Source organism: Sinobacterium caligoides (assembly GCF_003752585.1).
In the GTDB taxonomy this organism is placed as follows: domain Bacteria; phylum Pseudomonadota; class Gammaproteobacteria; order Pseudomonadales; family Sinobacteriaceae; genus Sinobacterium; species Sinobacterium caligoides.
In genome coordinates, this window is the sequence record NZ_RKHR01000004.1 from 956894 (window position 1) to 971071 (window position 14178).

The following is a 14178-nucleotide window of genomic DNA, read 5'->3' on the forward strand; positions in this document are numbered from 1 at the left end:
ATTTGATTATTAAAACTGACTAGACTCTACTTCCGCAAAGGGGGAGACAGTGGTGTCAACCAACCTTCTACAATTTTCGTTCTAACATCGAGTGGGGGCAAACTATCTGGCGTCGTGATATCGCGCTCACTCACCGCCATAATGTGCCCTCGTATAGCCTCCCACTCCGCCTCTAAATCTTCCTCCAGCTCAGCAGCATCCACTTCGTAAAAGTAGGCATGGCCAGGCCATTCCGGCACATCTAGCAATACCTTAGCTTGTTGTAATTTCTGCCAGTGGAGCTCTTCATAGCCACCACTAATAAACTTCTCTCTGCTTACCACCTTTCTACTAACCGACATATCAAGACCACCGAACCGGTTACGCTGTAACCACTGCCATGTTTTCTCTTGTGGCAGCGGCAAAGAGAGACCGCTCACCGGCGTAATCATTGGTGCCGCAAAATAGTAAGAGCGAATACTCTCCAGTGCATCGATGTACCAATGCATCTCTAGACTAAGAGTTTTCCGTGGTACAGTTCCCGACGTAATATGTGTACATGCCTCCGGGTCAAGAAGCATTAACAGCGTCACAGGCTCGTCATCAATGCTGTGTAGGATATTTTCAACGCCCTCATCAACGGCATCATCAACATAAGCTATTAAGTCGTTTTCATTGAAGTTTGCGCTGTCGATATAATCTAAAATATCTTCCATCCCTGATTGTGGAAAATAACCCCGTGATGACAGTGAGCCGTCATTATTCTCTCGCCAATATGCCACCAGCCCATCATCAAGATTATTATACTCACCAACTTTTATTGGGAATTTCACTTTGGTAAAGCCACGATTTATTCGATAGTTATTTGTGATGTCGTGGTTTAATGCCGACCAACTTTTACTCACTTCGGGCTGACCCATCGTCTGTAAATCAATATTGGCCTTGACAATAGCCAGTGGCTTTAAGGTGCCTGCCTCCACCACTCGGCGCACAGAGTCCGGCTCGATATTATCCTGTGCTTTCAGTATCGCTTCCTTTAATGCTGGGAAGTGGTTGCCCTCTGACATCGCCTTTTCAAGTTGGCCCATTACTATTGAGAAATCTCCGACTGACGCTGGCCAATCCTTTGGCGACACTGGTTGTAAATAAGCCTTCTCACCGCCATCGAAAGCCCTCAGTATCTTCAATTCAACTAGAGCATCCCACAACGCCCCGCTGTCATTTGCCACCTCATTCAGTGTCGCTTTTACAATACGATTTCGCTGATGAAAACTAATAATTTTCAACACAAACTGTTTTAAAGAACGACTGTTAATATCGTTAAGGCCGGCGAAACTCCCTGTAGGGTCAAGCCACTCACCGTCCGAATTCATCGCCCCTTGTTCAACACCATCAGCATCATAAATTACCAACGTCTCATCGAAGTGGTTATAACACAGCCAACCCACAACGGGTGTTGATAAGTCATTATTTTCGATGTCGATATCATTTTTCCAACGGCAATACAAACGTAGTGGCTGTAGCACTCGAGGGGGCATTGAGAATACCTCAGGTTTATTATCAGCCCCCCCTTTTTTATTACACGATACATCTTTGAAACGACCAAAGCTGTCGACGATCCGCAGCTTCTGCAATGAACACTCACCACTTTTAATCGGTAGGAATGCATGATCAATAACAGGCAGTTTAAAGTTTTGTCCCTTTGTCGCTTTGGCGACACGTTCTGTTAAGTTATCCTTAAAGCCAGGCGGTGAAGAGAATCCTAAAGGATCTTGCACTTTTAACAAAGTGGCATCACTGTACATCAACATATCATCATGCAGCGTATCTAAACTCTGCATCATCACCTCTGTATTATTGAAGGTATCAATTGCCTTAGTTATTTTTTTATACTCCTCCTTCACGTCTAGAGAAGCGAACTTGTCCAGCTTTTCTTTGATCTCTTTCTTGTTAGAGAAAGCCAATAGCGTGCGACCAGTTATTGAAACAGGAGTATCCATCACTTCTTTATCTGGATTTTTTAACATGAGGTCAACAGAGGAGCTAGGCAAACCATACTGAGCGTCATTGAGACAGATTCGATAATTATCACTGACTACGTTTTCACCATAGAATTCTTCACCAGCGATCCTGTCTGTATTTTTATTAGCGTCAGAGTAGATATCCATTCGCCACTCCATCAGCAACGGCGACCATGGCTGACTATCCCATTTACGTATTGCTTTAGGCCATCCCGTCAAGGTGCTAATTTCATCGTTAATAAGCCACTGTTGTGGGGATGTTGAATTACCTTCGGCCACCAACCTGCATTCCAATATATCGTCGCCCCGCAGATGCTTAGGTTGCTTAGCCACATCGTCTGCCGTCAGATTTTTATCGACCTCATGCCAATCAGGCTGCTTGATCACATCGCCTGCAATGAGCAGGGAAGGCGGCTGAACCTGCCAATAACGGGGTGCCGGTATTTTCATCAATGGCGATGCAATAGTCACACCGTCAACACCGGCTTCGATCATAAACTCTGTAAAATCATTTGCAATCAGCGTAGTTAGGTAGTTGTTTACCGCCCCAACTGAACCCAGTTGATCGTCAGTACCCGCTATTTTTTCCTGCAATACATGAATATCGTTATTGCACTTTTCCACCATAGGCAAGGTGTCTCGCTCAATCATATGCCTTATATGATTCGCATCGGGATAGGCCGAGTTAAGTGCTTCGTCTGGATGTAAACACTGCATGTATTTACTCCAATCACTATACAATAGACGTAAATAGTACTGCCGATTGTTCACAACCTCATTTAACTCTTGCTGCAAACTATTCAGCTTATCCAGCAGCGGCTGACAATGTTTTTTAAAAAGCAGGTAATGCTTTTTTGCTCGCTCCTTCATCTCATCATCGATTGCCTTAGCCTTAGCGTTTTCAGGGCAGGCTTTACCCTCCATTAACCGCCCTTCATCTACGTAGCTCCACAACACGCCTGAGCCAACAGGGCGAAATTCCTCTTTGTGACGAATGTTCTTCAGGCGGTTAATGAAATCAATATTCTTCCCTTCAATATCTTCGCTATACAGCATTGACTGCATTTGATTTTCAATAGCTTGAATGGACTGTTCATCATCACCACACTTATTGGCCAAGTATTTAGACACCACCTCCTTGGCTGTTTTAGCTAAGGTTACTTCTGTATCATTAAACTGCCCAAGGTTATCAAGCGATGTGTCATCGATATTTTTGCTGTGACTAAAATCTACCTGCCCATAGCAAATCATACCGTTGACTTTCTCACCTTTGAGATCAGGTACCAACCATTTGGCAATCGACTTTGCATCGTCAACGAAATTTGATGACGCCTTTTCAACACACTGTAACGCATAGTCATTATCACTATCTGAATACCAGCCGTAGACTTCATAGCGGTATTTTTTGACGTCGTTAGGCAGTATCAACTCGTCATCGTGTGCACCAAAGACACTAAAACAATCAGTGTATAAGGCAGAGAAATAGGGCGACCCCCAGCCAAGAACGGTTAAATTCTGTAAATATTTATGATCGCTACGATCAAGTTCATTTTTCCACTCATCGAAGGGGAGCTGGCGGCCCACATAGCAATAAGGCTGTTTCCTTTTATCTTGTAGCTGTCGAGGCATGCATACTGCATTATCAGGTCTCTTATCTGCAGGGTGTATATAGTCGCTTTCTACAACCCAGCGCCTCTTCTCACCTGTTTTGACAAGCGTCCTTACAACCATCCACCGGTTGGGCACCGTTGGCATATCAATAGAGGTTAAGTCGTCGCCTTTGCCATATTCCGTATTAACCACGCCTTTCGTCAAAGCATCTGGCATCCTCCAATGCAGATGTATACCTGGTAAAAGGTCCATTCGATTATTAAAAGCTTTACGTGTGATTGTAGAGGCTAGGTTGGCAGCATCACTCGAGATGTCATGTCCTTCATCATTTTTATAGGGCAGCTCTTCAAAATCATCCTGTGTTGTCACCGCATTGGTAACATTTTTACAGACCAACGCTTCAACCTTAATAGGTACACATATAATACTCATGATAATTTCTCCACCGAGAACTCAACCTGCGGCTCTCCCTCTAGCATAAATCGACTAAACCTGGCTGATGAGAATCCGTCCTCTCGCAAACTAAAGGAAAATTTATCATCGCTATTTTCCATTAGTAAGTTAGTTAAGTTATCGGCCAAAATCGTTGCATTAATGATTGATTTTGTTGCGTGGCGCATTTTAATATCGACGGGTCCACCAACGCTTTTCCCTTTATACTTAACCGATTTTGTATAGTTATTTTTTTCATCAACATTTGCACCGTAGTGTAAACTCTCTACAGGCAGCGACAGCGAAAGATAGTCGAAGCTTTCTTTGCTTAAATAAATTTCAGCATCTCTCGCGATACGCCTGTGACTATAGATGTTTTTCGGATGAAAGCTCGATATATAAGCCATATAATCACCATGTTCGGCGGTTATTTTCGTCGGATCCAAATCGATGCTATCGCTAATATTGTCTTCACCGATATTGCGAAATTTAATCTCTCGCTCAGGATATGCCCAGACAATATCTGAACGAACAAAGGCACCATACCCAGGGATTTCTTTATTCAACCTTTTATAGCACTCAGTAAACAGCCTATTTGTAATTTCTGGACGGCCATTCAACGACAACGCACCAAGCCACAGGCTTTGCACCCACACAGGGTCTACACGGAATGTTCTCAATGCTTTTTCTGGTAATAAATCAGGGTCCGGCAGCAAGTTCCAGACCGGTATGTTTTCAAAACTTGCCAGGCGCAATAGCCAAGCTTCTATCTCCTTGAGCTGCTGATCTGTCACGCCTTCCTCTAGCTGTGCGTAGGGGAGCTTCTCGATAAATATACCTTTGTTTATCGCACTCGCCCTTCTCTCCTCATCACTCAGCAATTGTCTATAGCGTGATTGCCCCTGCTTATATTTACCCAAAGCATTGTTGAAACTTGTATTCTTAAATGACATGAATCGACCAAGCTCATAGGCGACAGAATAACTCACATCAAACATGCCATCTTCAACACAGAAGCTCATCAACCTGTCTGCATCAGTCGCGACAAAGCCCCCCTCGCTCTCGCCACGCTGATTTTCACTCAGCGCAATAACAGACATATCGCCAACCAGTGTCGGCGCAAAGGGGCCACGGTACCAGGAGATTGACTCATCACCTTGACGAAATTGGTGTGGTAACGCAACGTATCCAGCCTCTAACCGTCGCTTTAAACTTCCCTCTGTTTTTTTTAGTTGTTTGGTAGAATAGCGCAGGCTTTCTACATCTAATGCTTTCGCCCGCTCGCCGAAGTCGACTTTTTCCTGCGAACAGTTAAACCACCATGAGGTCAAGACAACCAAGCGAATCATTTCATCGTCACCCAGCTTTTCTATTGCCTCAATGCTATCGTCTGTGAAATACCCCTCTAACGAAACAAGCAAAGAATAATTACGCATACCGCCTGGGTAGTTAACCGCATCTGCCTCGCCAAAACGATTGGCAACTACTACGGCAAGTTCACGAGACAATGTTGATATTCTGATACTATGCACACTGTCATTTTCTACAATTCGCTCTAGCAATACATCGCCTTCATGCGGGTCACTCACAAGCCAAGTTTCATTCTTAACGATTTCATCTAGCTTTATCGCGGTGGCCTTCAAGCCCAGCCGTTCATTGATGTCGCAGTCAAAAATGTACTCTTTTTTGTTGCCAATTTTATTCACCAGCTCATCTAGAAGTAATTTTTTATCACTTTTATCCCTATCAATCGGTGCCGTCCAACGCCGACGAAGATGTGCCAGAAGATCCGCATCCTGCGCCTTATTAAAGAAGAAACTATCAAATAACGACTTCTTTATTGTTATTGTCTTCACACCTTCCGGCATCGCCACCAATGAGTTATTATCTCTTTCCTTTTTCAATGACTTAAGCTGTAACGAGGGGAAATAGGCGCCCTCTGCCAGATTATCTATTTTGCAAGTTTTCAAGGCTGTCGCATCGCCCTGTTCAATATCTTTTTCAGTCACCCCAATTAATTGCAGCCATGGTGAGTTATCCTCTGCTACAAACTCACCATTGATGTCTGAAGAAGAAGAACGCATCCACGGTAAAATACCCTTTTTTAAGGATAGGTGCGGGAGTACATCGCCATACTGACCGGTCTCTCCAGCCGGCGGGTACTGAGCATAGACAGTGTCGGGAGCAATCATCACCCGCTCAGCGTGCGCCCTGACGTGTATCTTTTGAGCCTCGCTAATACCATTTTCGCCTTGCTCCGGGTCTGGTATTTTATGCTTTACGGTAAAGATGTAGTCTCCAGCATTCAGCGCCGGCTTTCTATAATCGATAAACTGTAATTGGTCGTCGGTCATAATCACGCCTTTTTATTCGTCAAATACGTAAATATTAACTAGTTATGTTCGCAAGAGAGTTTGCCTAAACACAGGTTATAAGTTCTTATTTTTATCGCGCCACATCTATTACACTAGGGTTACCGATAAACACAGACCTTATCTCTCGACACATGCCTTCGGTTGTTATGATGCCGGCATCATAATTAAAAAAGTCGGCAACAGATGCCCTGTGCTGCTGCACCGCCACATCGCTTAGTGTTATTTGAATAGAGCCCAAGGCATCGGGATCGCTGGTACTTGCCAACCACTCCCTGTCCAGTTCATCGCCCCACTGCCAGTGCGCATCATCTTCTTTAATGTTCTCATAAGAAAATTCATCGACATCAATAGCATCACTGAAACCAGGCTTTTTACCCGGTTTACTGACAATTCGACCGCCTGATGGCAACATCAACATCGTTTCATCTTGCTCAATAGATGGCTCAGATGAATTTCCGTACACTGCTTTTGGGAAGGCCTTTTCGATCGGCTTAACAATGAACTGTCCGCCTCTATCGCAACTAATATCCATTGCCCAATCATCAACTGAATGCGCCCCCATAGGAGCCAGATGGAATCCTGCCTGCTCTGCCTCGAGCTTACTTTCTCCATCGATGGTAATCAGACTCAATGGTACCGGGCTATCTACCAGCAGCTCAAAATTATCGAGATCGACAAGATTCCACTCAATCTCACGCACTCCTAACTTCTCAATTGCTGTCCCTTGACTCCCCTTAAGGACATTTATTTCAACAAATTCAGCGTCAGAATTTTCATCGGGTATATTGATATAATTATCTATAAACTCCTGCCAGCTAATCGCTTCTTTCGATAGAGAGGAGGCCGCACCAAAGTCAATATTTACCTCAAAACACAATAGCTTAACTGCTGCTTCACCAGCAAATTCTGGTCCCCATATCCTTAGGTCTGCACCGAACTCGCCGCTGATAGACGTTGAACCAAGCCAGCCCAGATCGATATCTAACGAAGCCCCGATATTAACAGCGATCTCGGCTTCATAATAAAATGGTTGCCAACAAATGATAAAGTCGACTCCAGCATTGAAGTGTGCCTTAAGTGCACCTGACTCATACACCGCGCTCAAGCCAGCACCGGCCATAATCGCCACTGGTGTCAATGCCGCATACATCCCCCCTTTGATTGATACCGTATCTCCAAGCTGCAATAAAAAACCTAAGCGTGGTACATCAGGGTAGTGTTCTGGCTTGTTAAATTTCGGATGATAGCCTCCCATCGTCACGACGAAGTCGCCTTTATGATCCCCTTTAAACCATGAGTAGAAAGCAAAACCTCCTGTTAGCTTGCACTCTCTGGAAAACAAATAACTATTATCATTTAACTGCGCTTCTAGCTGTAGCGTGCCTTTTTCCGCCTCGTATGACACACGATAATTCATGTCAATATTTACGATAGGCGGTACAGGTAGAACTTTCTTTCCTGCGAATGGAAATGCAACGACCGAATTGCCTAACAAATGAATCGAAAAATGTTGGCCAAACTCGACCATTAACACGCCGATTGAGTCGATCAGTTTATAGGTGTTGAACTTGATGCCTGCGGCAACCAGGTACTGGCCAGCACTAGCCGGAAGATATCGGCTGAGGTTACTTGCCTGTGTCCGTAACGTCACTAGCGGATCGACATCGTCTTCATTCTCATCGTCCTCTCTAAACACCTCAATCAAGGGAAACTGATGCAACTCACCAATCGGCGGTAATTCAATCCCCCTGTTATAGCCAAACCCCAACGCCAAGCCTTCAACAAAAAAAGCGGGGACACCACCGAGCGGACACTCAATCGCCAAGTAGGCAAACAGAGATGTCTGACCGTTCTTCATTGTTGAATAGGCGCCTAGCACATTCAGTGAAAACAACTTAGTTTCCAATGCAAGATGCCCGACGTACTCATCGGCGCCATCGTCTTCTGATGGAAAACGCATGAGCCCTCCACCGAGTGATAAGCCACCTGCAGCGAGCGTTATATCGACACCATCGAGACTAAAGTCCAGTGCCTTGGCTAAATCGCCCTTCAGCACCTCATCGACGTTAACGCGCATAACAAAGGCTTGCAGTACTAATTGAAAGCTTGCCATTGAAAGCGCAGCATCCATGTGCAGCTGTATCTCTTGCTCGCTGAACCCCACCGTCAAGCGATCAACACTAATTGGACCTAACTGCTTGCCACTAATATCACTGCCAGCCTTACGTACTACCGTTTTATCCTGTGCCCCCTTAGATGAAGGGTGATCGTCATTTTCATCTTCATTGGGCTTTGTTACTGGCTCATTATCATTTGCTAGCTGCTCTCCATCGCCCTGTTTTCCGTCCTCTTCTGCTTTCCGGCTGCTCCCTGCCTTTCTCTCATCTTCTTCCCCCTGTAGCGATATATATAGCGGATATTCTTCAGTATTTAAGGCGACATTCGCCAATATTGACACGCCTTTATTTATGCAACCGCCCTTAATCTTATCAATCAAAGTATGGTCGGCTAGACCTGACAGCAAAGGCTGTGAGTCTACACCGTTAGGTTTTAAGGCCATCAGTCGAGCGATATCGTTAGCCGACATTCTGGTAGAGGCACAGATAAAGCAGGCATCCAGAGAAAAGTTAGGCACCAACTCCGTATCAACCAACGGAATAATTTCTCGTAGCGCCACAGCATCTTTTGGTTTGGCGAAAACAACCATCTTAGATGATGTTTTATAGACAGGCTTTCTTCTTTTATCTATCCCTTTTGCTAAATTGTGATCAGTATTCTCATATCCAGACTTATAAGCTGACTTCTTATAAAACAACTGAATAGCAAGATATTCCGTCTCTAACGAAAAGCTCAAGGATGTCACTTTCTGCTTGCTTCCGCTTAACGGATTAATCTCTTTTCCAAATCCTATAGAAAACTCAATATCTGAAAAATTGACATCTACCAAGTTAGCAAAGCAACTCTTAAATCGCTCGAGGTAGCCATGCACGCCACTTAGGCCTGCACTGCTATCGCCGTCTAGACTGCTAATAATGTTATTCCGTAAATCAGTCAAAAAGTCACTGACTTTTGGCATCACTGCCTCTCGGCCGAGATTTAACTCAAGGGTATCGACAAGCTCCGGAAACAAGTGCTGCTTACCCAGCTTACCGGTGACAATAAACTCATCACCTCGACGAATGACACTCAGTTCAGGCGCCACCCCTTGTTTATCATTGCCACTATTACCCCCGTATGGAAGCAGGAAAGATAACCCAAGCCCTTGACTTATAGCTGCCTTATTCTCTGTCGTCATTTTATTATCCACACATTTTATTAAGATAGATTTTTATTAGAATGGCTTCCCGAAACAATCAACAGGAAAAATAATTGGACGTATAAAAAATTCGACCATCCATATAACATCTGCATTAACTTTTACAATTTAGAACAGATCGTTCATATTCAGTGCTGAAATAATTATTCGCTTTTTGATAGCGTCTTGAAGTAGCTATCCTAGGCTCAGACAAATTCAAACACTTGTAATAATCTATCAACTACACGCCACAGCTTTCACCGGGTTTCAGTCAATTAATACGAGGAGATGCTCAAACAGATAAAAATGCGACGAACTAGCGACACAATTAGGTGTGGATGCTAAAAATTAGCCTTCGACGTTTTCCTTTTTATCTACTTCTAACGATACCGTAATGTATATAGAGCTATATAATTACAAAATGAGGCAGACAAAAACAATAATAGACAGCTTATTTTACTGTCCAGCGTGCGAATGTTTTTGCTCACAAGAAGAGAGCGCGAAGGTATAAGGATAAGAAAGGAGTGGTGACAGAGGGGGGGGGATCCTAATAAAACCGTTAGGCGTTACTTCGCTGCAGCAACGCCCTGAGTGTCACCTTTCGACTAGCGAACAATATTAATCACTTGCTCATCAGAGGCAAGAATTGGAAATTCTTCATCGCTGCCTGCGGGGTACATGAGAACGTACAAGCTATAGGCGTCATCTCCTTGGTAGCGACGCGTATGGTTCACCGTGATAGAGCCACTAGCAATATCGCGATCATCCACCAAGATTGTTTCATCGCTGTTGATAATCGTTCGTTCACCATCATCCGAGGTAAACGCTATCGCCAACTCCGCCGAAATATCCGCCACCCGGTAATCGAAGTTGACCACGAAGGTTTGCTCGACACCCAGCACAGCCTCTGTTGGGCTAACATAAGTAATCTCAACCGCATTGCCGTTACATGCATCCGGCATTGCCGCTTGTTGTTGATAATTAATTTCCTCAATACCTGCGATTAAGGATAGCTGCTCCCCGTTACGCATTAGCTTGACCTCGCCCTCATCACCACCGTCATGCGATAAGGTCACGATGTCGCCACTGACTTGCAGAGAAACTCGCTCATCAGCTCGATAGCCGTCGTAAAGGCTACAACGGTAGATACGCCCATTACCGTCGTCTGTTATTTTTAGGTAGTTATCTGCTTCAGCTAAATACCATACCCCCGCATACTCATTCACCTGTAGCGCTTCGATCCTATCACCCGAGCTGGATGAGCCACCGCCGCAGGCGCTCAATATCATGGTTGATGCCAGTAATGGCATAGCGAGTATCTTCTTCACAACAAAGCCTTATTTCTATTTATTGATTACTGCTGTTTATTCATTATTTCTGTATGACGAACTTCCACGAACAAACCCAAGGAAGCCTCAACTATATCTCAGTCTTAATTACTTTTTATGAGCGCGTTTCGACGCAGGCCAAATCAGCACGACACAAGCTAGCTTATTCGTCTCAAGGTTTTTCGTTGACGAAGGTGCTAATTTTATTGTTTTCAATCGGCGCTACATTAGCAAATAGGCATAGTTACGGCAACGAACAGAGCTAACGTGGAGACTTAGCTCTTTAGTTGGCGACGACTCACAAACTCACTAAAGCCTAGACAGACAGTGTTTTAACCAACTTCTCGTTCAAGCTCTCTAGCTATTCACGTCATATTAATTATTGTTCACACAAGGGGTTCACTCCCTTCTACGGCATCAAAATATAAGACCGCACTCATACATTACTGCGTATGAGGCAGCCCAACCGGCCAAATACCTGCTGTCCAAGGTCGGCATCGGTTACCGAGTCTGGCTCAGTGCCAGCGAGGGCTAGACTAGCACCCCGCAAGCTGCCCTGAAAACAGCGCCTCAAAGCTATAACGAGTCAGCCAGGAAGCAATCACTGCGCACGAACGCTATCGACGTGGTCCGTACTGTCGCAACCACTTTTTCATCGCCTTATTAACGGTCTCGGCTTCCTCGTGATGCGACCAGTGGCCGGTCTGCGGCAGCGTCAGCAAGGTGTAGTTATTATCCAGCCACTGCCAGGTGCCGTCGAGGCCGCCCGGGTGTAGCGCGATATCCTCGAGACCATGGACCTGCAAAACGGGCACCTGCACATTATCTAAGTCTTGAAAAAACTCCTTGCTAATCTTTGGCAAGTTTTGGCGGTAATAATTCATCATGCCATTGAAGCTCGAGCGATCAAAGGCGGCACGGTACTGCGACTCTTTTTCGCCGTTAGGGTCAACAATGGTCAATAATAAATCAGTACTGAGTGAGAGGTGGGACTGGGGGTGCGTGAAGCTCCTCGCATAGTCCAGCATATTATATTGTTCCTCACCCTTGGCGACTTCGCGAGCGATACCCAGCGGGTGGGGAAAGTTCACCACAACCAAGCTATCGGTCAAGCTAGGCCGTGTCATCGCGAAGTACCAAGCGATAGCGCCGCCCCAATCATGGCCGACGATGGTCGCACTCTCGCGCCCCTCTGCACGTATGATCACTTCAACGTCCGCCGCCAGCACAGCGAGATCATAATCCTCGGCAGCCTCTGGCTGATCACTCTCATTGTAGCCACGCGTATCGAGGGCGACGACGCGATACTGCTTCTTCAAGCCATTCATCTGCGCAATCCATGAGTACCAGTAATCCGGCCAGCCATGTAAAAAGACCACCAGCGGCCCCTGCCCCATGGCAGCGTAATGGAGTTTCACACCCTCGTTCTCAGTATAGTGATGCTCAACATCGTCGACATTCGTGAGGTCTTTAGCACTGGCGCACAGCGATAAAAAACCAAGAACTACCGCACAAAGTAACCGACTACTCTTATTCTTCATAAATCCATCCTGATTAATTTTCACAAATTCCATATTTAAATATAGAGCTGAGGAACAACTCATCAGTGCTAACATAACGCCTGCGTCAGACAGATAAAGCTTTTTCCCACTCAATATTACTCAGCATCATCTTGATAGGCGATAATCTACAAAAGGACAATATTAAAAAATCAAATTTAATACGACGACAATATATCGTCACTCTTTTATCGCTATCAGATGCAAGCCCTTTGCCTTGGCCTTGCCGCTCAGCTTGCTCTCATGGTGCCGAGAAAGGTGGCCGACGATATCATCGAGACTAATCTTACCCTTTGCCAGTGCAATTAAAGTGCCGACAAGATAGCGAATCATAAATTTTAAAAAGCCGTCACCGACAATCTTCAGGTAGTAGACATCGTTGGCTAACGGCGAGAGGTTCGCCGGCAGAATATCGCAGTAAAAGATCTCTCGGACGTAACTGGACAAAGATTTATCACGCTGACAAAAATTATAAAAATCATGCCGACCGACAAACAGCTGGCAGGCATCACGTAACAGCTGTATCTCCTCCGGCTCGCCGCTAATCATCGGCAGATGCTGCGCGATATCGGCGGTAGCGACATTGTCCACCGCCGCCGCCGTAAAGTAGTAGTGGTACTCCTTGCTGATACTGCTTCTGTTGGGTTGATAGCTCTTCGTCGCTGGCTGACACGTCAAAATGCGAATATCATCGGGCAACGCAGCATTAAGCCCTAACAACAAGCGCTCGGCATCGAGTTCAAGGGATAAGCTCAGCTTTGCCAACTGCCCCTGCGCGTGCACGCCTGCATCGGTTCTACTGGCCGCCGATATCGTGCAAGGCTGATAGTTTGTTATTTTACTTAAGGCGTTACGAATACGCCCCTCGATAGTCGGCTTTTCCTCTGCCTGCGTCGCCGTCGACTGTGCCTGCCAGCCAAAGTAGTTGCTGCCCTTATAAGCAATGGTCACGCGGTAGTAGTACATTCGGCCAGCTCCAGGGCATCGAGAAACACTGCCCAGACGATAACCGCTTGTCTACGCTGACGCAACCGCCGGCGATAGTCTGGCCATATAATACTCATCAACCCGTGTCCCCTCGAGATTGATCGAGCCACGCCGCTCTCCCTCAATGACAAAACCGAATCGTTGATAGAGCTTAACTGCTCTCGCATTGGTGCTATGCACCGTCAGCTCTAGGCGTGTTATCGCCGCCGCCTCAGCGATGCTTAAGATACTGTCCATCAGCAGCGAACCGACACCGCTTCGCCAATACGCTTTTTCCACACCAATCACCAGTGAGGCGACATGTTTATTTCTGTTTAAACTGCCCCCCTGTAAAATACACAGACCACAAATTTGCTGATCATCTTCAGCAACACACATTCGCTTTCTCGTATCCTGTGCAAACGAACGGATCATCGCCTCTTGCTCGCAAACGGTTGCTTACGTTCACGGGTTAAAACAACATATAATCGTTCATGCCTCTGAGATACGCTTCTTTTGCTGTCAATGCAGTACCTATTACATAAGCCCCATGCGCTTTGGCTATTTGTACGGCAAAACTGCCTACACCGCCGGCCACATTATGAATCTACA

Annotated in this window: 6 protein-coding genes and 1 pseudogene; all 7 read right to left on the bottom strand. The window is 45.6% G+C overall.

Features of this window, described 5'->3' with window-relative positions; genetic code table 11:
• Positions 1-26 precede the first annotated feature (26 nt).
• Positions 27-4043 (bottom strand): hypothetical protein, encoded by a 4017-nt coding sequence (locus EDC56_RS10920; RefSeq protein ID WP_123712538.1) that lies wholly within the window; start codon positions 4041-4043, stop codon positions 27-29.
• Positions 4040-6397 carry a hypothetical protein gene (locus EDC56_RS10925; protein ID WP_123712539.1) on the bottom strand — a complete coding sequence of 786 codons (2358 nt, stop codon included), beginning with the start codon at positions 6395-6397 and terminating at the stop codon, positions 4040-4042. The genes EDC56_RS10920 and EDC56_RS10925 overlap by 4 nt, the downstream gene beginning before the upstream one ends.
• A 91-nt stretch (positions 6398-6488) precedes the next feature.
• Positions 6489-9713, bottom strand: a complete 3225-nt coding sequence (locus EDC56_RS10930; RefSeq protein ID WP_123712540.1) for a DUF6603 domain-containing protein — start codon at positions 9711-9713, stop codon at positions 6489-6491.
• A 605-nt stretch (positions 9714-10318) separates the two neighbouring features.
• Complete coding sequence (locus EDC56_RS10935; RefSeq protein ID WP_148059385.1) at positions 10319-11041, bottom strand: hypothetical protein; 723 nt, start codon at positions 11039-11041, stop codon at positions 10319-10321.
• 617 nt (positions 11042-11658) lie between these two features.
• A complete protein-coding gene (locus tag EDC56_RS10940) occupies positions 11659-12582 on the bottom strand; it encodes an alpha/beta fold hydrolase (protein ID WP_162844154.1) in 924 nt (307 codons plus the stop codon).
• Between the two features lie 198 nt (positions 12583-12780).
• On the bottom strand, positions 12781-13566 hold the full coding sequence (truA, locus tag EDC56_RS10945) for a tRNA pseudouridine(38-40) synthase TruA (protein ID WP_123712543.1): 786 nt from the start codon (positions 13564-13566) through the stop codon (positions 12781-12783).
• Between the two features lie 51 nt (positions 13567-13617).
• Positions 13618-14007: pseudogene (locus tag EDC56_RS10950) on the bottom strand (N-acetyltransferase family protein); the annotation flags it as partial.
• Positions 14008-14178: the final 171 nt, after the last annotated feature.

Excerpts from the sequence above, each read along its gene's own strand:
- EDC56_RS10925 (WP_123712539.1), bottom strand. The coding sequence starts at position 6,397 with ATGACCGACGACCAATTACAGTTTATCGATTATAGAAAGCCGGCGCTG.
- EDC56_RS10940 (WP_162844154.1), bottom strand. The coding sequence starts at position 12,582 with ATGAAGAATAAGAGTAGTCGGTTACTTTGTGCGGTAGTTCTTGGTTTT.
- truA (WP_123712543.1), bottom strand. The coding sequence starts at position 13,566 with ATGTACTACTACCGCGTGACCATTGCTTATAAGGGCAGCAACTACTTT.
- EDC56_RS10930 (WP_123712540.1), bottom strand. The coding sequence starts at position 9,713 with ATGACGACAGAGAATAAGGCAGCTATAAGTCAAGGGCTTGGGTTATCT.
- EDC56_RS10920 (WP_123712538.1), bottom strand. The coding sequence starts at position 4,043 with ATGAGTATTATATGTGTACCTATTAAGGTTGAAGCGTTGGTCTGTAAA.